Raw genomic sequence first — 21,368 nt, 5'->3', positions numbered from 1 at the left:
ATCTTGCCGCGGCAGGCAATTCAGAAAAATGCCGGTATTCTCAAATATTTTTTAAAAGGAGTGTAGTATAATGAAAGATTCAATCAGCAAATATTTCAAAGTGGGATTAATTCATTTTATGGCTTATCCGGCGACCATGCGCGGGGAAGGCCCCATTGTGGAAACAATGAAAAAGATTGCTTTGGATGACTATTTTGACGCTGTGGAAGTTACAACCATAAACAGCGATGAAACCCGCGCGCAGGTTCGGGATATGCTGGCCGTTTCCCACATGACCGTTTGCTACGGGGCACAGCCAAGGCTCATGGGAGCCGGGCTTAATTCCTGCCATCTGGACGAAAATGAAAGAAAGAAAGCAGAAGACATGCTCCTTAAATCCGTTGACGAGGCGGAATATCTGGGCGCGAAAGGAATCGCATTCCTTGCCGGCAAATGGGAAGAAGCAACGAAGGAAGAGTCTTATGCTCAATTGCTCAAAACGACGAAAAATGTTTGTGATTACGCCAAAACAAAAGGAATGAACGTGGAAATTGAAGTTTTTGACTTTGATTTTGACAAGGCTTCTTTGATTGGTCCCGCGCCGCTGGCCGCGCGTTTTGCGGCCGACATGCGCGAATACACCAATAATTTCGGCCTTCTGGTTGACCTCTCCCACTTTCCGCAGACGTATGAAACCAGCGGGTTTGTATTCCGTACTCTTCGCCCCTACATCACACATCTCCATATCGGCAGCGCGGTCATGGGCGAAAAGTCCAACGCGGCCTACGGCGATACACATCCCCGTTTTGGATTCCCCAACGGCTGCAACGATATACCGGAGGTTCTGGACTTTTTGCGCGTCGCGAAGAATGAAGGGTTTTTCAACTCCGAAAACCCGATGGTTCTGTCTTTCGAAGTAAAGCCATGGGGAAATGAAGATCCGGACATTGTTGTCGCAAACGCAAAGCGTGTGCTGAACCGCGCATGGGCGTTGCTGGAAGACTGATGAATGGTGTATAAAGAAAGGAATCTGCAATGAAAATAGTGATTTTGGACGGCTACACGGAGAATCCCGGCGATTTAAGCTGGGAGGGATTTGAAAAATTAGGGCAGGTAACGGTATACGACCGCACACCTGCCGATGAGATCGTGGAACGCATTGGAGACGCGGAGATCGTCATCACGAATAAAACGCCGATCAGCGCGGAAACACTTCAGGCTTGCCGCGGCATAAAATATGTGGGTGTTTTGGCGACAGGCTACAATGTGGTGGATGTTACAGCCGCAAAGCAGAAGGGGATTGTCGTTTCCAATATTCCGACTTACGGAACGGCTGCCGTGGCTCAGTTCGCCATTGCGCTTTTGCTGGAAGTCTGCCATCATATCGGTGAACATTCCGCCGCCGTTCTGCGCGGTGACTGGACCTTAAATCAGGACTGGTGTTTTTGGAATTACCCGCTGATTGAACTGGCCGGCAAAACAATGGGCATCATCGGATTTGGAAAGATCGGACAGGCAACGGCAAAAATCGCACAGGCGCTTGGAATGAAAGTTGTTGCGTATGACGAGTATCGGAACCCGGCGCTGGAGGGTGAAACCTGCCAATACGTCACTCTGGATGAACTGCTTGCGCAGTCCGATACCATTTCACTGCATTGTCCGCTGTTTCCATCCACACAGGGGATCATTAATAAGGACAGCATCGCTAAGATGAAGGACGGCGTCATCATCGTCAACAACTCGCGCGGTCCGCTGATTGTAGAGCAGGACCTGGCCGACGCGCTCAACAGCGGAAAAGTTGCCGGCGCGGGATGTGACGTTGTTTCCACCGAGCCGATTCAGGCGGACAACCCGCTTTTGAAAGCAAAAAATGCTATCCTGACTCCTCATATTTCATGGGCTCCAAAAGAAAGCCGCCAGCGCCTGATGGATATTGCGGTTCAGGACTTGAAAGCATTCCTCGACGGGAATCCAATTAATGTTGTAAACAAATAAACCTGACTATCCCCGAAAACATCGGAAGCGAAATTATTTGACAGTAAGCCCGTCATCAAATTTTGCGCCCGATCGTTTTCTGCCTGTTCCGTGGAACGTAAATTTATTAAATTTACGTTCCATTGGCATTTACAATCAGTACCGTTAAACTATTTCTTTCTCAAAGGTTCGGATTTTCGAGAAGCATAAAGAAGGACAAAAGGAGTGTTCGCCTGTGGAAAAAGTTGTTTTAATCCCGGATTCATTTAAGGGAACCATGAGCTCCATGGAAATCTGCGAGATCATGAAAAATCAAATAAAAACCCATTATCCTCGGTCGGAAGTAATTTCGATCCCCGTCGCAGACGGCGGAGAGGGCAGCGTGGACGCGTTCTTAACTGCGATGGGAGGCCGCAAGGTTTTTACTCAGGTGAAAGGGCCCTATATGGAGGATATGCAGGCTTTTTATGGAGTGATCGGTTCCGGTACCGCTGTGGTGGAGCTGGCGGCCTGTGCGGGACTGCCGCTTGTCGACGACGATAAGCACCCGGACAAAACCACTACCTATGGAGTAGGGCAGCTGATGGAGCATGCCGCGATTCATGGCTGTAATAAGATCATCGTGGGGATCGGGGGAAGCTGTACCAATGACCTCGGAACCGGGGCCGCGGCTGCGGCCGGTATAAAATTCTATGACAAAGAGGGAAATTTATTTGTCCCAACCGGCGGAACTCTCTGCGAGATTGACCGGATCGATGTGTCCGGACTCAACCCTGCGCTCAGGAATGTTGAAATCGTGGGAATGTGCGACATTGATAATCCACTGTACGGTGAAAATGGTGCCGCCTGTGTATTTGCCCCGCAAAAGGGAGCGGATGAAAACCTCGTGAAAACTCTGGATAAAGGTCTGAGAAGCGCTTCCCGCGTAATACGGGAACAATTGGGTATTGATATTGCGCAAATTGCCGGCGCCGGCGCCGCGGGCGGAATGGGCGGCGGGCTGATTGCCTTTTTTGGCGCTGAGCTGCAAATGGGAATTGAAACGATCCTCAATACGGTCGGATTCGACAGTCTGGCGGCAAACGCGGATTTGATCATCAGCGGCGAGGGGAAAATGGACACCCAGAGTCTGAGAGGAAAAGTGGTCATCGGTGTCGCGCGGCATGCAAAGAGCCTGGGAGTTCCCCTTGTGGCCGTTGTGGGAGATATCGGCGACGGCATTGAGCAGGCTTATCAGGAGGGGGTTTCGGGAGTGTTCAGTATCAACCGTGTTGCTGTGGATTTCAAGGAGGCCAAACAGCGAAGCAAAAGCGATTTAGCACTCACTATCGATAATCTGATGCAGTTTTTGATTCGGCTGGGGCAGTGAAAAGGATTCTTTTATAGCATTCGTTTGAGTTTTGATATTTTTTACATAAGTCAGTTACCTTATCATTATTTAATCACATTTTGAAAATAGCAAACACATCGAAAGGCGGGGACGCAAAGCCACGGGTCTAATGTTTATGAAGACAGCCGGGTTACCATGCTGTGTGGCCGTGGTACAATATTGTACCACGGCTTTATTATAGAATATTTGCTGAAAGTTCAGAGAATTATGGCCAGTAAGTATAGCTAAATAAAGGTTTATAAGAATGGAAAAATTTTTGAAATCGTTCAAAAATATTTAAAAGGGGTATCTGTATGTTAAAAAATATGAAAATTGGCAAAAAATTAATTGCTACTTTTATTTTGGTTGCATTCATTTCAAGTATTGGCAGCGTGGTAGGATTTTTCATGCTGCAAAACATGGATTCGGGTTATGGCAATGCTTTGATCAAATATGGATTTGCTCAGGGTGATGTGGGGCGCCTGAGTGCGGAATTCAATAACAGCCGATCCATTTTACAAGAAATGATCATTGCAGCCGATCAGCAGACAATCCAAAGCGCGGTTGATAATTTGGATAAATCAGGAGCGGCCATTGATCAGGATTTAGCGGAAATTCAAAAAACATTGGTGGGCGTAATCGAAACCGGACATTATAATATGATTCAGGAAAATCTGGAAGCATATAAAGATTTGAAATCCCGTGTCGTCGAACTTGCTTTAGAGAATAACGACGAGCAGGCAAACAGGCTGTTGGTTACTGAGGGTGCGCCTATATTTGATAATTTAACAACTTCAATCAACACACTGTTTAGTGAAAAAACAAGCAAGGGAGATCAAATATCCGCGGATCTTACCGCGCAGAGAAATACAACCACAGTATCCATGCTCGCCATTCTTGTAATTACTCTTGTGCTTTCCCTTATCATCGCCTTAGCAATTTCACGCAGCATCAGCAGACCTGTAAAAGATATGGTTGAGGCCGCCCGGAAAATGGCGAAGGGCGATTTACAAGTGCAGGTCAGCGTGAATTCGAGGGATGAAATCGGACAACTGAGCGCAGCTTTTACGGAATCCATTGCATCGATAAGGTCATACATAGCCGACATAACAAACGTCCTCGGCGAGATCGAACGTGGTAACCTTACGGTGCTTCCCGCATTGGATTACAATGGCGATTATGCGGATCTGAAAGATTCCTGCCTTGGCATTTTGGCATCATTTAATGATACCCTGGGCCAGATCAATCAGGCCTCGGAGCAGGTTTCAAGCGGCGCCAGTCAAATTTCCGATAGTTCCCAGGCGTTGGCGCAGGGTGCAACCGAACAGGCTAGCTCGGTGGAAGAGCTTGCCGCATCAATCTCAGAAATATCCGCTCAGGTTCAGCAAAATGCGGCACACGCCACCGATGCAAGCAGAAATGTAAACAATGTCCGCGCCGAAATAGAGATCAGCAATCGGCACATGGGAGAAATGGTAGGCGCCATGTCTCAAATCAGCGAGTCATCCGGCCAGATCGGGAAAATCATTAAAACGATTGAAGACATTGCTTTCCAGACAAATATTCTTGCATTGAATGCGGCGGTCGAAGCGGCAAGGGCAGGTGCGGCAGGCAAGGGCTTTGCCGTTGTAGCGGATGAGGTAAGAAATTTGGCCAGTAAGAGTGCCGAGGCCGCAAAAAACACGACCGATTTGATTGAGAATTCCATGAAACAGGTGAAGAATGGCACAAGAATTGCAAATGAAACCGCGAACTCTCTTCTTCTTGTCGTGGATAATACAAAAGAGGTTGCGGATATCGTTGATCAAATATCAAGAGCGTCAAAGCAGCAGGCAGATTCTATCGGACAGATAACATTAGGTGTAGAACAAATTTCCTCTGTAGTACAGACAAACTCTGCAACCGCTGAAGAAAGTGCCGCAGCAAGCGAAGAGCTTTCCGGACAGGCCCAGACAATGAAGGAACTGGTTGGAAAGTTCAAATTGAACAAAATGGCCCTCTAATGAAGACACGGAGCATGGCTGTCTGCCATGCTCCGTTAATACAGGTTGTTTCTTCTTGATTAGATTACTCCGGATCATCCAGCGTACGGATTACCTTCAGCATCTTGATGATTCTATGGGCTCTCTTGTTCATGAATTCCTGAATGTCGATATCATCATAATCATAACAGCCTTTTTTTGTCTTAATGCCCAAGCGGCCTTCTTTGATCAGCTTTTCTCCAAGACGGTCGCCATCGGTATCATTGCACAGGGTTTTGAAAACGTCCCGCGAAACACTAGTGGTCAAATCCCATCCCACCACATCGTGGAGGGACAGCGGCCCCTCAAAGGAATATCTGGTTCCACTGGTGTAACGAATCGCGCGCTCCACGTCCGCAGCGGTTGTCCATCCCTGCGTGATCATGTAAGCGATTTCTCTGGAAAGCACATTGTCAAGCCGGTTTACAATGAAGCCCGGAATGTATTTTTTTATGACGGCGGGCTCCTTTCCCACGGAGGTCAGCACGTCGCAAACCGTTTTTACATTTTCAGAAGATGTTTTCGGCCCCATAACGACTTCCACCAACGGCATAACATACGGTGGATTGAAGAAATGTGTAATCATCAGACGCTCCGGGTGGCTGATCTGTGCGATTTCAAAAATGTTAGATGCTGAGGTATTGCTGCAAAAAATGCAGTCCGGCGCACAAAGTTTATCCAGCTTATCGAAAATCTCTCTCTTAATATCGACATTTTCAAATACACCTTCAATGACCAGGTTCACTTTCGGGGCTATTTTTTCGAGATCTTCCTCATAAAAAACGAACTTCTCGGTATTCCGAATTTCTTCAGGCGAAACGATGCCCTCTTCAGCATAATACGCCATGTCTGCCTGAATGGTCTGCTTTGCCTTTTGCAGCTGCTCCGGGAAAGCGTCATAAAGAGTGATGTCGATTTCCTTCGCGGCAAACACCTCGGCAATTCCGCGTCCCATGGTTCCTGCGCCAACCATCAGAATATTCCACTTGTTCAATGCAATCCCACCCTTTAAAAAATATTGACGGGAACAAATTCCCGCTGTTAATACTACTGATTCATCATAATGCGTCCGACGGTACCGCCCGTTACTTCGAGAACGGCCCCGCTTACATAGGACGACTGATCGGTTGCCAGAAATTCCACCGCATTCGCGCAATCCGTTGTCGTACCAAAACGTCCCATTGCAATATTGCGGGTGAACTTGTCTTCCCCAACGCTCTTATAGCCCGCAACCAGCCGCGCGGTCGAAATGAATCCGGGCGCGACCACGTTGCAGGTAATATTGTAAGGACCAAGCTCCTGAGCAAGCAGTTTGGTATACTGGATAATAGCGGCCTTTGATGAAGCATAGTGCGCATAGCTCCCATCACTGTTGGCTGTAAGTCCGCCCACGGAGGCTACGGTAACAATTTTACCGTACTTGTTCTTTTTCATCATTGGGGCAACGGCATTACAGGAATAAACGGTTCCAAAGAAGTTCCTTGCGACCACGGCATGAAACTGGTCCCAGTTTAGCTGGGATGCCTTGTTTCCGTCCATAGGGCCCATTCCGCCGCCGGCATTACATACAAGGATGGAGATATCTCCCAGCTTCCCGGCAAGCTCTTCAACCGCCGCAAAGACCTGCTCCCTGTCGCTGATATCCGCTGTTGCACCTTCGGATTTTACGCCCAGTGCACGGATTTCGTCCATAACGGTATCCGCTGTCAGCAAATCCTCCTCTGCCTTGTACTCCTGAAAGCTCTTCAAATTGATGTCGATAATACCGACATCCGCTCCCAAAGAAGCAAGCCGCAGTGCATATTCCCTGCCGAGTCCCCTGGCCGCGCCTGTTACAATTGCATTTTTCCCCGTTAAAATACCCATTTGATGTTCTCCTTTCATTGAATACAGATCATATGTCCTGCCGGAAAAATCAAAATGGCCTGTCTGATCGTTGGATTTTGCACCGGACTTCGCGAAATGTCATTGTTTGGCCTGGCACAGAATTCACCGAATGGTCCAAACATCCCGATCCTTTCAGCAAGGACTAATCGATAATCCCTTTTCCCTTCAATGCCTGGATCTCATCCGGACTATAATCCAGCAGCTGGGAAAGCACCCTCTCCGTGTCCTGACCCAACGCCGGCGCGCCGCGCCAGACCGCACCGGGTGTCTCTGACATTTTGGGGACGAAGCCGAAAGCCTCAATATTCTTGTCAAGCGTCTGATCCGTATAGGTGATCCAGTCGCCTCTTTCTCTCCAGTGCGACTGTACATAAACGTCTCCGGCATCCCTTACCACAGCGGCGCCGATCTTGTTCTCGATGCAGATCTCCAGCGCCTCGTCGGCGGTATGCTCCATAAAGAATTTCTGGAAAGTGGCATCCAGTTCCTTTCCCAGAGGACTGGCCACGGCTTCGGCGCTTCCGCCGGCTTTTTCATAGCTGTACTTTTCCGTATCTATTCCGAATCCTTTGAGAACCTTGTTGTAGGCGGTTTTTCCATAAGAGCCCAGGTTGATATATTTACCGTCCTTTGTCGGGAAAATGCCGCCCGGCTGATAAGTGGTCTGCTTGATTCCCTGCCTTTGTTTAAGCGTTTTCATCTCCGTCCAAAGCGGGAAGTTGTCGTCCATCACCCTCATCCAGCCTTCCGTCAGGCAGACGTCGATGCTTTGCCCTTTTCCGGTCTTCTGAACATTCATATAAGCCATTAAGATGCCGTTGACGGCAAACAGTCCGTTCAGATAATCGCCGATATACTGCTGGGCATAATACGGCTCGCGGTCCGGCCAGCCCTGAAGCAGCCCCCAGCCCGATTCGGCCTGTCCAAGCGGATCGTATCCCGGCCTGTTGATGTGCTTCTGCTCTCCGCCGAAGCCGGCGGTCCCGAACCCGCTGATATGGCAAATAACCAGCTTGGGATTCACCTGTAACAGCAGCTCATCACTGATGCCAAGCTTATCAATCCATACCATGTTTTCAATCCAAATGTCCGAGTTTTTAATCAGGGACAGAAAAATCTCCCGGCACTCGGGAACATTCAGATTGGTTTCAAGCAGGAAGCTGAGCTTGTTCCTCGCATTCTGCATCCACGATCCGCTGATGGATTTATCCCCGCTGGTGATCTGCGGCTTCTGATGTCTGGCCGGATCGCCTCCGACCTTCGGACGCTCCAGCGCAATTACCTCCGCGCCAAAGTCGCTCATCATCGTCGCGGCAAAGGGCGCCGCTACAACGGTTCCGTTCAGCAGAACCCTTATCCCGCTGAGAGGCCCAAAGCTCGGAATCAGGTACGGTGCTGGTTTACGCTCGATTTTTTCCCATCGGTCCACGATTAAACTCCTCCTATCAAAGTAACGCTGTACTGCCGAAATGGCAGCACACTGCGTATGTTAATTACACCGTCTCTAAAAATTCATGCCTTAGGAGCAGGTTGTTCCCATATCTGCCACAATATAGGTGCCGGTAATAATCCCGGAAAAATCGGAGGCCAGGAACAATACGATGGCCGCGACCTCTTCGACCGTGCCCCATCTCTTCAGAGGAATCTTGCTGAACATTTTTTCCTGATACTTGGGATTGTCCAGAAATTCGGCATTCAGCGCTGTTTTCACGTAACCGGGGCAGACAGAGTTTACCGTGATGTTGTATTTCCCGAATTCAATCGCCATCCCTTTGGTCAGATTCAAAACAGCCGCTTTCGAAGCACCGTATGTAGAAATGTTTTTGGTCCCCACCAATCCGCCGATCGAAGCCATATTGATGATTCGTCCCCCGTTTCCCTGCCTGATCATTTCTCTTGCAGCAGCGGCGGAGCCAAAAAATACGCTTCTCAGGTTGGAATCCATCACCGTATTGTACTCGGCCTCACTCATTTCCAGCATCGGCTTTGTAATGGCCACGCCAGCGTTATTGACCATAATATCCAGCTTCCCGTATTTCTCTATGGTCATGGCAACCAGATTATCAACTTCCTCCTTATGCTGAACGTCCGTTTTGATTCCGACAGCATCGCCTCCCGCGGCGATGACTTCCTGCGCCACCTTATCGCAGTCCTCCTGATGTCTGCTGGTAATCACGACCTTGGCGCCGTAATATGCCAAAGTCCTCACCACGCCATAACCGAGCCCTTTGGTTCCTCCGGTTACGATTGCGACCTTATCCGTAAGATCGTAATTCGGCATTGCAAACGGCAAACTTGCATCTTGGGTCATCTGACTTCCTCCTTCATTATTTTTTAGACCTTGGGCAAACAGGCAGAATATTGAGTGGACGCATCACTTCGTAACAAACGAAGTGATGCGTTTCCTGAATCTGCACAAATTACTTTGTTTCCGGCTTTCCCTTCGATACCGAAGCGTCAAACTTTGCCAGCATGGCACGCGGTGTGGCTGTGTGCAAGCTGCGCTCATAGCGTGGACATTCCTCATAGCCAGGCAGCCCCGCCAGATACTTTGCGATTTTTTTCAGCTCTTCCAGATCATAACGGCTCATGAGTGTGATTGTCTCCATAAGAGGCGACCCGCCGCCGTGAACGCCGGCAACTGCCTGAGCGGCCTCGTAAGAATCGCACAGCTTATTCTCCATCATGCGCATAACGCGATGGGTATCCTCCGCACTGTACGCCGGATTCCGGCGGATATACTTATTGCACAGCTCTGCGGTCTCCGGATCAAAGAAGCTCTCCTCTGTCGGCAGGGAAGCGCATACGCCGCCCGTCAAATCCGCCAGCGTCTCATACTCGTGATACATGTTGTGTCCGGCCAAGCGGCGTCCGGCATTAGTCAAGATCTCATCAGGCACCCACTGGCCGGACGGGAATTCAACCGCGTGGTACGCCGCCGCCTCACCTGCCGCAAACACCAGCTCCGCCGTCTGAATGATGTCACAGATTTTTTCACGGACATGGGACTCCTTGGCAATATCGTTGACATCCGCGACCAAAGCGGCCTGAGACGCGATCACCTCAGAAACTGCGGTCTTGCATCCCGTGTAGGAATGGCGGTGATAATGCGCGAACATCAGCGCCAGATATCCGGCATAACGGGCTACGTTCTCGCTGTCGCGTCCGCACATAAACACGCGGTCGTAGGGAACAAAGCAGTCGTCGAAGATCGTCAGGCTTTCCACATCGCCGATGTGAGCGTAAGGCGCGTCCAAGTGCGTCCGCTTATGATGCAGCCCCGGAAGCGCCATCAGCTTAACGCCGTCCCAGTCGCCGGGCAGTGCGAAAGCCACCGCATAATCACTGTCCTCCTGACTCATAAACTTGGTGGGGTTGACGATGATCTCATCTACATAAGGCGCATTGGAATTGCATATTTTGGCGCCGCGGACGATGATGCCCTTGCAGGGCTTCCCGTCCACACCGATGCCGTCCACGTCCGACTCTACAACATGGACAAAGGAATCCGGATCCGGCTGCATGTGCGCGCGCTTATATTTCGAATTACGGGAACCCTTCACATCGGTTTGGGCGCAGTTGCAAATCAAATCGAACTTCTGACAATACTCAAGATACTTGAGTAAGCGCTTGTGATACTCGGTTCCGCACGCTTCATCACAGTCGTAAGTGACGGAATACAATGCGTTCAATGCGTCCGATCCCATGCAGCGCTGCATGCATCCGCCCACATGCTGACAGATCAGGCGGGTCATCAGCTGCTTTTTGAGAAGATCCTCCACGCTGCGGTGAATATTCGTGGCGCGATTGATGGTCTCGCCTGTGATATGGGAAGTAGTCACACATACGTCCGCATAACGAGGATCATTTGCGACATCATAGCACTGCTTCATAACGTATGTACCGCCTTTGATCCAGTCGGCCAAATCACGCTCCGCTCCCTGTTTTCCATTGGAACGGTCCACACATTTCCCATTGAGATATACATTCGGTTTCATTCTCAGCAAACGCTCTTTGTACTGTTCATAAGTTCCAACTGCCATAATTTTCAACCCTTTCCCTTCATCGAATTCATAAATTGAATCGTCTCTCCAAGCAGAGAGAACGGATGGCCAGTCAGTCACTTTGCTGTTCCGATTCTGATGGAAAAGTATGTAATCAAAATCTTATCCGACACAGCAAACTTTCTGGCTTCCGATTTAATATTAATGCTTACCAAATCATTCGTCAACAGGTAAAATAATTTTTGGTCATTTGTAATAAAATGCTATATGACCAGTTGTATATTAAAGAGATTTTCGAATCAATTTTTCTTTTGCTATTGCTATAATATGCGAAAAGTTTTATGTTTATATTAAAATATCAAGAATATATCGATAATATTTTAGGCAATATATAAAAAATCTTAGTTTATAAATTAACAGTTCATTTGATATAATCGATAGAGTGATATATTATTTTATGGCCCAAATCAGATGCTTTGACCAAGCCTCGCGTTCCATGGCCAGAACAAGAAAAAACGCCACCCGTATTCCATCAGGTGAGCGACAGGGCCATCACAAAAAAGGAGATCTGCAAGATGGATAAAGAGCTCCGCAAAGATATGGAAGCCGTCCTGAATTTATTTGTCCGGCCACAGCTGGCGTCCCATGGCGGAAACGTCGAGGTTCTGGATTTGGATGAAGACGGCATCCTCTGGATCGAGATGCAGGGCGAGTGTTCCGGGTGCCCCTCGGCGGATGATACCGTAAAAAATCTTCTCGAAAAGGAGCTTATGCGCCGCATTGCTCAGATCAAAGGTGTGGAAATTGATTCCGGCATCAGCGACGAAATTTTTGCTGAAGCCATGAAGCTGATGACAGCCCATCCCAAGCCAAATACGGACGATGTCGGTCCGTAATGCGCTGTTCACAGCATACGGCAGAAACTTTATTTCAGCCTCAGCGAACATAAGCGGTATTTTCATCGTATTCGGCATCGGTATCAGCAAATAAAAAAACAGCAGACCAATATCATCAGAAAATGATATCAGTCTGCTTTCTATATTCATGAAATCGGGTAAAAGTGAAAGAATGGATTCGATGCATTCCCTGATTCGGACGCCCGCCCGAACCCGAAGAAATCCCCTTCTATGCTCTAATCTTTTCCATTTATGTACACCATTCCCAAGGGCCGGCCCGTTTCCGGCGCGCGATATCCCGCTGTCACTCTGTTGGATGCCTCAGTGAGCGTATCATCTGCAGGCAAAAATCCATCAGATACTGCTGGGCCTGCCTTGAAGTCAGCTGAACGTCTGCTTTGTCGTCACCAGACCCTCCGTTCAGCTTAATCAGCTCCTGTTGGACATTTGGACCGACAAACGGGTAACATATGATACAGTTGCCCAAGGTCTGACTGAATACGATTGCCTTTGACATTGAAATATCCGCATATTCAGTAAGAAGCCGGGCCATAGGATATATAACATTCTCAAGGATGCTCTCGTTTAATGGGTCGGCAAGCCCGTCGGGCAAGGATTGTCCGTTGAGAGAAAAGCTGATCGCATAACGGTTGTGCGGATCAAACGCAATTTCCAGCTGCGTGTGCAAGTATTGCTGAAGGTATCCGAAGCATGTTTCAGGAGTCAGGGTGCCCTGAGTGACACATTCCTCCACTGAGTTGGCAATCGGTGTGTAATAGAGCTCATGATACTTCAGAATATCCTGTATCACGGCTGCACAGAGATTCTCTTTCGTTACGAAATAAAAGGAAATTGCGGACTGGCTGCAGTGTGCCTCCTGGGCAATCATTCTGGTTGTAACATAGTCGTATGTTTTTGTACCAAAGAGCTTCTTCGCTGCGCCTATAATTCGGATACGGGTTTTTTCACCTTTTGTACTTTTCATTCTTTCAATCCCATCATAAGTGAAAATAGACGGCTCCAAAGGAGCCGGCATGCCAAGAGGAGCAAACTGCAAAAGCACGCACCAAGCGGAAAGGGCGGAAAGCAAGACGATGCGTGGAAATAGACCGCTTTTTGTGCGCTTTTTTCTTGGCTATACTTTAAAGAATAAACGAAAATGAGTGTCATTGCAAGCCCAAAATTTATTTTTTCATTTGTTCGAACAATTAATTGCAATATAAAAGCGATATGAATCGTCGATGATTCTTTTCGGACTGCCAGAAATGATCTGAAAGGATAGAAAAGCTTTGAATTTCCTAACTACAACTGAAGAAAAAGGCAAAAATTTTATCAATAATTTCTCTAAAAAGAAAAAATAATGTTATAGATCAGAAGGCAAAAACGTATTTTATTATTTCCTATGACATGAATTAATATAGAACATTTGACCTATGTTAAGAAATCAGGTATAAAGAACTATTAGATACAGCCGAACTCTCGGCAATTGCACATCGACCGATGTCGATTCTGCTATAATCAAAGCCTCAGACAGCCCCGGACCGGTTGAACCGGTATCCGTTTCCGAAGGCGGGAGCCATAGAAAAAATGCATAGCAAAGCTACCGATCCCCTCATTCAGACAGATGTCCTGTTAGGAAAACGGTTAATCAGTTACAGCATGGCTGTCCGATGGCCTCCGGCGCAGATAAAAAAGGGCGAAGACGCTGCACAAACCGCCCCAACGAGGGGACCGGTCTGTTTCAGAACCCGCCTCAGCCCTTAACCATCCGCTTACAGACGCCTGCTCCGTTCATCAGTGCCCTTATTTACAGCATACCCGTGTTGCACATTTATCTGTAGCAGTAGAAGCCCTCGCCTGTCTTTCTGCCCAGCCTGCCGCTGCGGACCATCTTACGAAGCAGCGGATATGCGCGGTACTTTGGGTCACCGGTCTCAGTGTACAGCACGTCCATGATCGCAAGACATACATCAAGTCCCACAAGGTCGCCCAGAGCGAGGGGGCCCATCGGGTGGTTCGCACCCAGCTTCATGGCGGTGTCTATCCCCTCGGCCGAAGCAACGCCCGTCTCAACGAGGCCTACAGCCTCGTTGATCATGGGGATAAGGATCCTGTTCACAACAAACCCCGGCGCTTCGCTGACCTCCACAGGCTCCTTACCGATCTGCACAGCAAGCGCCTTTATCGTCTCTGTGGTCTCGTCAGAGGTGCTCGCGCCCTTTATAACCTCCACCAATCTCATTATTGTCGCCGGATTAAAGAAATGCATACCGATAAACCTGTCCTGACGCTTCGTGGCGGAAGCGATTGCCGTCGTGGAAATGGAGGACGTGTTGGAAGCAAGTATCGTCTCCGGCTTGCAGATGCCGTCAAGCTCCGCAAAAATATCCTGTTTTATCTTTAGGTTCTCTATTGCCGCCTCAATCACAAGGTCGGCATCCGCCGCCGCTTTCAAATCCGTCGTAAAGCGTATCTTTGACATTATCGCGCTCTTGCCTGCTTCATCCAGCCTGCCTTTTGAAACAAGCTTGTCAAGGCCCTTATTCAGCCTGTCCTCGGACCGTTTTATAATTTCGTCGGAGATATCGCGCACCGTCACCTCAAAGTCCGCGTTGGCAAAAACCTGCGCAATGTCCAGCCCCATCGTTCCGGCACCGACCACCATGATCTTCTTCATAGCCATTTCATTCCTCCTTCAGCATTTCTCATATATTGTGGCTACGCCCATGCCGCCGCCAATACACAGCGTGGCAAGGCCCCTCTTGGCGTTCCGGCGTTTGTTCATCTCATGCAGCAAAGTGACTATGATTCTCGCCCCGGAAGCCCCAACAGGGTGGCCGAGGGAGATGGCGCCGCCGTTCACGTTCACCTTGTCCATGTCGAAACGCAATTCCCGCGCCACAGCGATCGACTGAGCGGCAAAGGCCTCATTGGCTTCAATAAGATCCATGTCTTCCACCGTGAGTCCTGCCTTCTCAAGCGCGTTTTTACAGGCTGAGATCGGGCCGGTTCCCATGATTTTGGGGTCCACTCCGCCCTGGCCCCAGGCTACGATCTTCGCCATGGGCTTTAAGTTGTATTTCTTCACCGCCTCGTCCGACGCAAGGACAATGGCCGCGGCTCCGTCGTTGATTCCGGAAGAGTTGCCCGCTGTCACGATGCCGCCCTGTGCCTTAAAAGCGGGCTTTAATTTTGCAAGGCTCTCTTTTGTTGTGTTGTTCCGCGGAAACTCATCGACCTTAAACGCCATCGTCTCCTTTTTCACCTTTACGCCGACGGGTACGATCTCGTCGTCAAATCTGCCCTCAGACTGGGCCTTCGCCGTCTTCTGCTGTGAGGACAGCGCAAACTCGTCCAGTTCCTCGCGGGTAATACCCCACTTCTCGCAAACATTCTCCGCCGTGACACCCATAAGGTAATTGTTATACACGTCGATGAGCCCGTCAACCTGCATGGTGTCGATCAGCTTTTCCTGGCCCATCCGGGCACCCCAGCGCGCCGCCGGCATTGCGTAGGGTGCAGCCGACATGTTCTCTGTACCGCCCGCCACAACGATATCCGCATCCTCAAGCTTGATTGCCCGGGCGCCCTCGATCACACTTTTCATTCCGGAGCCGCAAACCATGCCCACGGTATAAGCCGGCACCTCCACAGGGATGCCCGCATAAATGGAAACCTGACGCGCCACATTCTGCCCAAGCCCACCCGTCAGCACGCAGCCGAACATGACCTCGTCCACCTGCATAGGCTTCATTCCGCTTCGCAGGAGAGCCTCCTTCACCACGATTGTTCCGAGCTCGACTGCAGACGTGTCCTTCAGCATGCCTCCGAAGCTGCCGATTGCAGTCCGGCAGCAATTGACTACATATACGTCTTTCATTACGATTCCTCCTCATTCATTTTTTCAGATGATAATGTTCTGCTTTCTGGCCGCAAAGGTCAGTTTGTCTCTGAAATCCGGATGAGCTATGGAGATGAGTTCCCTGGTCCTTTGGCTGAGCGTCTTTCCGCGCAGCTTTGCTATGCCGTATTCCGTCACGATGCAGTCCACGTCGTTTTTTCCGGTGGTCACAATCGCGCCCGTCGTAAGTGCCGGGGTAATCTTGCTCACCGTACCCTTCATCGCCGTAGAGGGAAACGCAATGAAGCTCTTGCCGCCCCTGGCGCTTATGGCCCCGCGGACATAATCCACCTGTCCGCCGGTTCCGGATACATGACGCATCCCTATAGACTCTGCGCAGACCTGCCCGTAAAAATCCACCTCAAGAGCCGCGTTTATGGAAACAAAATTCGGATGCTTCGCAATCGTTGCCGGGTCGTTCACATAGTCCACCGGCAAGATTTCGACGGCCGGATTGTCATTGATAAAATCGTAAATCCGTTTTGAGCCGAAAGCAAAAGCAGCGACCGTCCTGCCCCGGTGTACAGGCTTCTGGCTGTTGTCCACGGCGCCGCATTCGATGAGCTCCACCATGCTGTCCGTAAGCATTTCCGTGTGTATTCCGAGGTGGCGCTTACCCTTCAGGGCCAGCCCGACCGCATCCGGTATCGCGCCGATACCAAGCTGCAGCGTGGCGCCGTCCGGAATTTCCGCCGCGATGATCTCGCCGATCGCCGTGCTGATTTTGTCCGGCCTGGACTTGGGCAGCACCGGCAGGTCCTCGTCTACCTCACACAGACCGGTAACCTGCGAAACGTGTATGACCGGAGCTGCCAGAGCGCGGGGCATGTTTTTATTGACCTGTATGTAGATTCTCTTTGCCTTTCGTATGAGCGCCTCGCTCACGGACCCGTCGCAGCCCGTGCTGAAATACCCGTGATTGTCCATCGGCGACACGACGGCTAAAAAGGCATCGACATTCACATAGTCTGTGAACAGAGAGGGCATGTCTCTGTAATAGCAGGGCATCACATCCGCAAAGCCCGCATTGACGGCCTTACGCATTCGCTCACCGGAAAACCACGAAACGCCTCTAAGCGTTTCCCTGCAATCCTCGCTAAAAAACGGAAGAGGCCGCGTATCCAGCATCGTGTGCAGTGTAACGCCCGAAATTTTGCCCTCTCTGGCTTGATTTCCTATGGCGTCGCAGATGGCGTACGGTGCACCGAGGGCAATATCCGCACAGCAGACCCAGCCGGGTTCCACCTGTGACGCTATTCCCTCAGGCGTCGTCAGCCTGTTTTTATATTCTTCAACGATGTTCATGGGACTTCCTTTCCTCTGTAACCTGTATCCTTCGCGCCCCGACTTAAAAATCAGAGCGCTTTTTTATTTTTTACTTAAGTCCCATCCAGCTCGAAATGACCATGCGCTGAACTTCGGAGGTGCCCTCATAGATTTCGGTGATCTTAGCGTCGCGCATCATGCGCTCAAAGGGGTACTCCCGGGTATAGCCATAGCCGCCGATGAACTGGAGGGCACGGCGTGTTACGTCGCTCGCCGTCTCAGACGCAAAAAGCTTTGCCATTGCCGCAAGATGGCTGTAAGGTTCGTGGTCCTGCTTAGCCTGTGCCGCGCGGTACACAAGAAGTCTCGCCGCATCCACCTTCGTCTGCATATCTGCGAGTTGGAATTGGGTATTCTGAAACTGTCCGATCTTCTTGCCAAACTGTACCCGCTGGTTGACATAGCTTACGCATTCTTCTATCGCGCCCTGCGCAATACCCAGAGCCTGAGCCGCAATGCCGATGCGTCCGCCGTCCAGCGTGCTCATCGCAACCTTAAAGCCTTTGCCCTCTTCTCCGAGAAGGTTTTCCTTCGGAACCTCTACGTTGTTGAATATGAGCTCATAGGTGGCCGAACCTCGGATTCCCATTTTCTTTTCCTTCGTTCCAAATGTAAATCCCGGCATGCCTTTCTCAAGGATAAACGCGGAAATGCCTTTATGTCCCATATCCCTCTGGGTCATCGCAAAAACCACATAGGTATCGGCATAGCTTCCGTTTGTAATAAATATTTTGCTGCCATTCAACAGGTAGTGGCCGCCCTTGTCCTCCGCGAACGATTTCTGCATAGCCGCATCCGTCCCCGCGCAGGGTTCCGTGAGGGCGAAGGCCCCGAGCTTTTCGCCGCTCGCGAGCGGCGTCAGATACTTCTTCTTCTGCGCTTCCGTCCCGTATTCGCTGATGGGCCAGCTGCACAGGGAACTATGCGCCGACAACATGACGCTTGTCGAAGCGCAGTACTTTGCTATTTCCTCGCAAGCCGCGATATAGGCCAGATAGCTCATTCCCGCTCCGCCGTATTCCTCCGGAAATGCGATGCCCATCATCCCCATCTCTGCCAGCTTTTCACGGGTTTCCTCCGGAAAACGTTCGTTTTCATCGATTTCGGCCGCCAGGGGCTTTACTTCTTTTATGCAGAAGTTGTGCAGCATCCCTAATATCTCCTGCTCCTCTTCCGTAAATTTAAAATTCATCTTATTCATCCTTTCGACAGTAAATTTTGTTAATAAGGCTCATATTTTTCAATGACCACCCTCTTTTCCGGATATTTGTGGAGTATCAGTAGAAAGCGTTTAATGAATAACAGTGAGCTGCCCCAAACGGTAGGGCTTTCGTTCCGCGCCGGATGTCCTTGCCATCAGCAGGATGAGGCACGCTCCCGCCTTAGCGGGCACCGTATTTATCCGTTATACATCGCGTCCCGAATATTGCCGGAAACGTCAGCTCAGATGAATCATTCTGTCAAGGGTTTCCCTATATTCCCGCATGATGCCGTCAATAACGCCTTTAACGGTCGGGACATCGTTGATCAGACCGATCGCATTTCCGACAGGGAACAGGCCGCTGTTGACGTCGCCGGTTTCATATGCGCTAAGGCTGTGTGATCCCGAAATAACCGTCATCAGTTTTTCAAGCGTTATACCCGGCTCCTGTTCAAGTACCAGGCACTTTTGGGCACAGTCGTTATTTGCCACGCGCATCATATTGTGAATTGATTTCTGGCATAGCACCGTATCGTTTTCAGAGGACTTTACAATCCACTTTTTGAAATTGCCGTGTACTGTGCATTCTTTTGTGGCTACAAAACGGGTTCCCATTACAATGCCCTCTGCGCCCAGCGCCAGTGCCGCCGCAAGGCCCCGCCCATCGGCATATCCTCCTGCGGCAATGATCGGAACACGGCATATCCGGGCCGATTTATTTGTCAGAACCAGCGAGCTGATTTCCTCTTTTCCGGGATGCCCGGCGCACTCGAAGCCTGCCACGGTGACGGCGTCACAGCCGGCTTTTTCGGCGCTCAGAGCATATCTGGCCCCGGGAACTTTATGAATATGTATGATGCCGGCCTCGTGAACATAAGGGACCAGATCCTTTGGATTCGTCCCGGCCGTTTCAATGGCCCTGACGCCTTCCTCGCCGCAGATCCTGATCGTTTCCCTGACGTCATCCCCCACGGAAATATCGGGCAGCAGCGATATGTTCACAATAAACGGCCTATTCGTCAAAGATTTCATCTCTTGAACCGCATTTCGAAATTCTTCATTTCCGGAATAGATTGTTCGGTTAATCGTACCGCAGCCTCCGGCGTTACTCACCGCCGCAGCCAGCGTAGGAACGCCAAGATTCTGCATTCCTCCCTGAATAATCGGAAATTCGATTCCTAAAAGTTCAGTCAGTCTTGTTTTCATTTTTTCACCTTTATAACGGGCATTCCTTTTGCCGCTTTTTGTCCGTATTTAAGCTAAAAGTCATTTGCACTAAATCAATAATACCCCGGCGGTGATTACGCTGGGGTATTATTGGGTTTCTCTCGCACCAAAAAGTCGTGCGTTCAGGTATTTCCTTACATGATCTCTTTCTTCTCAGCGTCTGCATCCTCCGGCTTCGCGAAGCGGGCAAATATGAACTTCTCTCCCAGGCTGCAGGCAGCGGCAAGCAGCAGACCGGCAACCAGTGTGGAAACAAGAGCCACTTCATTCCCCCCGTTTTGAGAGAAAGTTAAAGCAACGGTTGCGAAAATGAAAGGCAGCTTGTTAAAAGGCGTTTTCCTGAGAACCGTGAGGTGCAGTCCCATGGTGATTGTAGTCATAAAAGTGATTCCAATGAACATTGCAGCCGCGGCAGGCACTCCGAAAGAGGCTTCAAAGCTGATGAAAGCATAATCAAGCTGCCCCCATATTAAGCCCGCAATGATACAGCACAGGCAGGAGGGAACATCTTTGAGTGTGGAACCCATTCCAAAAAACACCGCCAGAATGATAAAACTCATCCAGCCGATTGTAAGTCCGGTATACCCATATAGGAAGAAAAAAACCGCTGACAAAAAGGAAACCCAGAGGCTGTAAATCCAGAAGGCTTTATTCATCGATAATACCCCCAAATATGTATGTTGTTTACTTCACGATTGTAGCGACATGAAGCTTATCTTGATAACGGACGGACTCATAGGTTTCATAATTTCTCACTTCATGGTTAAAAATAAGATTTCTGATATCATGTCCCGCAAGCGCATACGCCCTGTCAATGTGTTCAATGACTGAGACAGGGGAACCAACCGCGGTAAAAGGAACATAGACGCCGTCATGATTCAGGCCAAGTACGTTTTCATAGACATATGCCACATCGCCGCTCAGAACTTTTTCGACCGCTTTGCCATCCTCTTCCACCTTAACCAGGATGATTTCTCCGCAGTAGGAATGGCCCATAGGAAGCGCAACAACGCGGATGCCGTCGAAAATTTGCTGATCGCCGTCCAGCAGCGTCATTCTTCCATCGCAAATAAAGGCGCAGGCTGTTTTAAGATCGCAGGGAAGAAAAGCGTTTTTGGCCCGATTGAATTTCGCAGGCAGCGATAGAGCCGCCAGTGACTTTAGGATTTCATCTTTCTGAACATAAAAATGCGCGTTTGGGAACAGCTTCAGGCCGCCCATATGGTCGAAATGGCAATGTGTGATAATGACTGTGTCAATATCCTCCGGTGTCAGGTCCACCTTTGCTAAAATATCTTTCGGCATCCGGGTGTTCTGGAAGGAATAAGCCTCGCAGATCGCCTTTGAATCAGGCTCATCATAGTTCACGCCGCAATCAACCAATATGTTGTGGCCATTCCCCTGAATCAGGCAATAAGACATCGTCAAATTCATAAAGCCTCCGTTGTGAGCACTCGCGATCTGCCCTGACACTGGTGCTTTATCAGTGTTCGCGTACTCCAGAATCCGAATTGAATATTTTTCCATTATTGACCCCTCCAAATAATTTCATTTTCATTCTTACTCTTTTATTGTTTGCGGAA

The 21,368-nt window shown here is 49.7% G+C and carries 18 protein-coding genes and 1 riboswitch; of the genes, 5 read left to right on the top strand and 13 right to left on the bottom strand.

Annotated features, from left to right (window positions below):
- The first annotated feature begins 70 nt into the window (after positions 1 to 70).
- From ACRQU7_RS01150 to ACRQU7_RS01135, 4 genes are all read left to right on the top strand, one after another.
- Positions 71 to 985 (top strand): sugar phosphate isomerase/epimerase family protein, encoded by a 915-nt coding sequence (locus ACRQU7_RS01150; protein ID WP_444643085.1) that lies wholly within the window; start codon positions 71 to 73, stop codon positions 983 to 985.
- Between the two features lie 29 nt (positions 986 to 1,014).
- Entirely contained in the window at positions 1,015 to 1,974 is a 960-nt protein-coding gene (locus tag ACRQU7_RS01145; protein ID WP_444643083.1) for a D-2-hydroxyacid dehydrogenase, read from the top strand.
- A 214-nt stretch (positions 1,975 to 2,188) separates the two neighbouring features.
- Positions 2,189 to 3,322 (top strand): glycerate kinase family protein, encoded by a 1,134-nt coding sequence (locus tag ACRQU7_RS01140; protein ID WP_444643081.1) that lies wholly within the window; start codon positions 2,189 to 2,191, stop codon positions 3,320 to 3,322.
- A 78-nt stretch (positions 3,323 to 3,400) separates the two neighbouring features.
- A riboswitch (cyclic di-GMP riboswitch) is annotated at positions 3,401 to 3,481 on the top strand.
- 155 nt (positions 3,482 to 3,636) lie between these two features.
- A complete protein-coding gene (locus ACRQU7_RS01135) occupies positions 3,637 to 5,325 on the top strand; it encodes a methyl-accepting chemotaxis protein (RefSeq protein ID WP_444643079.1) in 1,689 nt (562 codons plus the stop codon).
- A gap of 64 nt (positions 5,326 to 5,389) precedes the next feature.
- Here the strand turns inward: ACRQU7_RS01135 and ACRQU7_RS01130 are convergent, their stop codons facing one another.
- From ACRQU7_RS01130 to ACRQU7_RS01110, 5 genes are all read right to left on the bottom strand, one after another.
- Positions 5,390 to 6,337, bottom strand: coding sequence for a 3-hydroxyacyl-CoA dehydrogenase family protein (locus tag ACRQU7_RS01130; RefSeq protein ID WP_444643077.1), 948 nt, complete (start codon positions 6,335 to 6,337; stop codon positions 5,390 to 5,392).
- A 53-nt stretch (positions 6,338 to 6,390) separates the two neighbouring features.
- Complete coding sequence (locus tag ACRQU7_RS01125) at positions 6,391 to 7,209, bottom strand: SDR family NAD(P)-dependent oxidoreductase (RefSeq protein WP_444643075.1); 819 nt, start codon at positions 7,207 to 7,209, stop codon at positions 6,391 to 6,393.
- 163 nt (positions 7,210 to 7,372) lie between these two features.
- The gene (locus ACRQU7_RS01120) at positions 7,373 to 8,659 is read right to left on the bottom strand and encodes a CoA transferase (RefSeq protein ID WP_038322155.1); all 1,287 of its coding nucleotides are present in this window, start codon (positions 8,657 to 8,659) and stop codon (positions 7,373 to 7,375) included.
- 90 nt (positions 8,660 to 8,749) lie between these two features.
- On the bottom strand, positions 8,750 to 9,541 hold the full coding sequence (locus tag ACRQU7_RS01115; protein WP_444643072.1) for an SDR family NAD(P)-dependent oxidoreductase: 792 nt from the start codon (positions 9,539 to 9,541) through the stop codon (positions 8,750 to 8,752).
- A 109-nt stretch (positions 9,542 to 9,650) separates the two neighbouring features.
- Positions 9,651 to 11,273 (bottom strand): 4-hydroxyphenylacetate 3-hydroxylase N-terminal domain-containing protein, encoded by a 1,623-nt coding sequence (locus ACRQU7_RS01110; protein ID WP_444643070.1) that lies wholly within the window; start codon positions 11,271 to 11,273, stop codon positions 9,651 to 9,653.
- Positions 11,274 to 11,809: 536 nt separating this feature from the next.
- Here ACRQU7_RS01110 and ACRQU7_RS01105 point away from each other — a divergent pair.
- On the top strand, positions 11,810 to 12,130 hold the full coding sequence (locus tag ACRQU7_RS01105; protein WP_042081214.1) for a NifU family protein: 321 nt from the start codon (positions 11,810 to 11,812) through the stop codon (positions 12,128 to 12,130).
- A 304-nt stretch (positions 12,131 to 12,434) separates the two neighbouring features.
- On the opposite strand, the gene ACRQU7_RS01100 is transcribed toward ACRQU7_RS01105, so the two are convergent.
- The 8 genes from ACRQU7_RS01100 to ACRQU7_RS01065 form a co-directional block, all read right to left on the bottom strand.
- Positions 12,435 to 13,115: a TetR/AcrR family transcriptional regulator gene (locus tag ACRQU7_RS01100; RefSeq protein WP_170949863.1), complete on the bottom strand. Its 681-nt coding sequence runs from the start codon at positions 13,113 to 13,115 to the stop codon at positions 12,435 to 12,437.
- A gap of 846 nt (positions 13,116 to 13,961) precedes the next feature.
- Positions 13,962 to 14,807 carry a 3-hydroxybutyryl-CoA dehydrogenase gene (locus ACRQU7_RS01095; RefSeq protein WP_444645648.1) on the bottom strand — a complete coding sequence of 282 codons (846 nt, stop codon included), beginning with the start codon at positions 14,805 to 14,807 and terminating at the stop codon, positions 13,962 to 13,964.
- Between the two features lie 18 nt (positions 14,808 to 14,825).
- The gene (locus ACRQU7_RS01090) at positions 14,826 to 16,010 is read right to left on the bottom strand and encodes an acetyl-CoA C-acetyltransferase (RefSeq protein WP_444643067.1); all 1,185 of its coding nucleotides are present in this window, start codon (positions 16,008 to 16,010) and stop codon (positions 14,826 to 14,828) included.
- A gap of 24 nt (positions 16,011 to 16,034) precedes the next feature.
- Entirely contained in the window at positions 16,035 to 17,336 is a 1,302-nt protein-coding gene (locus ACRQU7_RS01085; RefSeq protein WP_444643065.1) for an acetyl-CoA hydrolase/transferase family protein, read from the bottom strand.
- A 70-nt stretch (positions 17,337 to 17,406) separates the two neighbouring features.
- Complete coding sequence (locus ACRQU7_RS01080; protein WP_444643063.1) at positions 17,407 to 18,549, bottom strand: acyl-CoA dehydrogenase; 1,143 nt, start codon at positions 18,547 to 18,549, stop codon at positions 17,407 to 17,409.
- A gap of 246 nt (positions 18,550 to 18,795) precedes the next feature.
- Positions 18,796 to 19,764, bottom strand: a complete 969-nt coding sequence (locus ACRQU7_RS01075) for an NAD(P)H-dependent flavin oxidoreductase (RefSeq protein ID WP_444643061.1) — start codon at positions 19,762 to 19,764, stop codon at positions 18,796 to 18,798.
- 155 nt (positions 19,765 to 19,919) lie between these two features.
- Positions 19,920 to 20,441 carry a DUF1097 domain-containing protein gene (locus ACRQU7_RS01070; protein WP_444643059.1) on the bottom strand — a complete coding sequence of 174 codons (522 nt, stop codon included), beginning with the start codon at positions 20,439 to 20,441 and terminating at the stop codon, positions 19,920 to 19,922.
- A gap of 28 nt (positions 20,442 to 20,469) precedes the next feature.
- Positions 20,470 to 21,219, bottom strand: coding sequence for an N-acyl homoserine lactonase family protein (locus ACRQU7_RS01065; RefSeq protein ID WP_444643057.1), 750 nt, complete (start codon positions 21,217 to 21,219; stop codon positions 20,470 to 20,472).
- Positions 21,220 to 21,368: the final 149 nt, after the last annotated feature.

Source organism: Caproiciproducens puteiluti, assembly GCF_052442865.1.
Lineage (GTDB): Bacteria > Bacillota > Clostridia > Oscillospirales > Acutalibacteraceae > Caproiciproducens.
Note: the sequence above shows the minus strand (reverse complement) of the source record. Positions and strands in the feature narration are given on the sequence as shown.

Coding starts and splice junctions, on each gene's coding strand:
- ACRQU7_RS01100 (WP_170949863.1), bottom strand. CDS start 13,115: ATGAAAAGTACAAAAGGTGAAAAAACCCGTATCCGAATTATAGGCGCA.
- ACRQU7_RS01125 (WP_444643075.1), bottom strand. CDS start 7,209: ATGGGTATTTTAACGGGGAAAAATGCAATTGTAACAGGCGCGGCCAGG.
- ACRQU7_RS01105 (WP_042081214.1), top strand. CDS start 11,810: ATGGATAAAGAGCTCCGCAAAGATATGGAAGCCGTCCTGAATTTATTT.
- ACRQU7_RS01075 (WP_444643061.1), bottom strand. CDS start 19,764: ATGAAAACAAGACTGACTGAACTTTTAGGAATCGAATTTCCGATTATT.
- ACRQU7_RS01090 (WP_444643067.1), bottom strand. CDS start 16,010: ATGAAAGACGTATATGTAGTCAATTGCTGCCGGACTGCAATCGGCAGC.
- ACRQU7_RS01150 (WP_444643085.1), top strand. CDS start 71: ATGAAAGATTCAATCAGCAAATATTTCAAAGTGGGATTAATTCATTTT.
- ACRQU7_RS01095 (WP_444645648.1), bottom strand. CDS start 14,807: ATGAAGAAGATCATGGTGGTCGGTGCCGGAACGATGGGGCTGGACATT.
- ACRQU7_RS01115 (WP_444643072.1), bottom strand. CDS start 9,541: ATGACCCAAGATGCAAGTTTGCCGTTTGCAATGCCGAATTACGATCTT.
- ACRQU7_RS01080 (WP_444643063.1), bottom strand. CDS start 18,549: ATGAATTTTAAATTTACGGAAGAGGAGCAGGAGATATTAGGGATGCTG.
- ACRQU7_RS01145 (WP_444643083.1), top strand. CDS start 1,015: ATGAAAATAGTGATTTTGGACGGCTACACGGAGAATCCCGGCGATTTA.
- ACRQU7_RS01135 (WP_444643079.1), top strand. CDS start 3,637: ATGTTAAAAAATATGAAAATTGGCAAAAAATTAATTGCTACTTTTATT.
- ACRQU7_RS01070 (WP_444643059.1), bottom strand. CDS start 20,441: ATGAATAAAGCCTTCTGGATTTACAGCCTCTGGGTTTCCTTTTTGTCA.
- ACRQU7_RS01085 (WP_444643065.1), bottom strand. CDS start 17,336: ATGAACATCGTTGAAGAATATAAAAACAGGCTGACGACGCCTGAGGGA.
- ACRQU7_RS01110 (WP_444643070.1), bottom strand. CDS start 11,273: ATGGCAGTTGGAACTTATGAACAGTACAAAGAGCGTTTGCTGAGAATG.
- ACRQU7_RS01065 (WP_444643057.1), bottom strand. CDS start 21,219: ATGAATTTGACGATGTCTTATTGCCTGATTCAGGGGAATGGCCACAAC.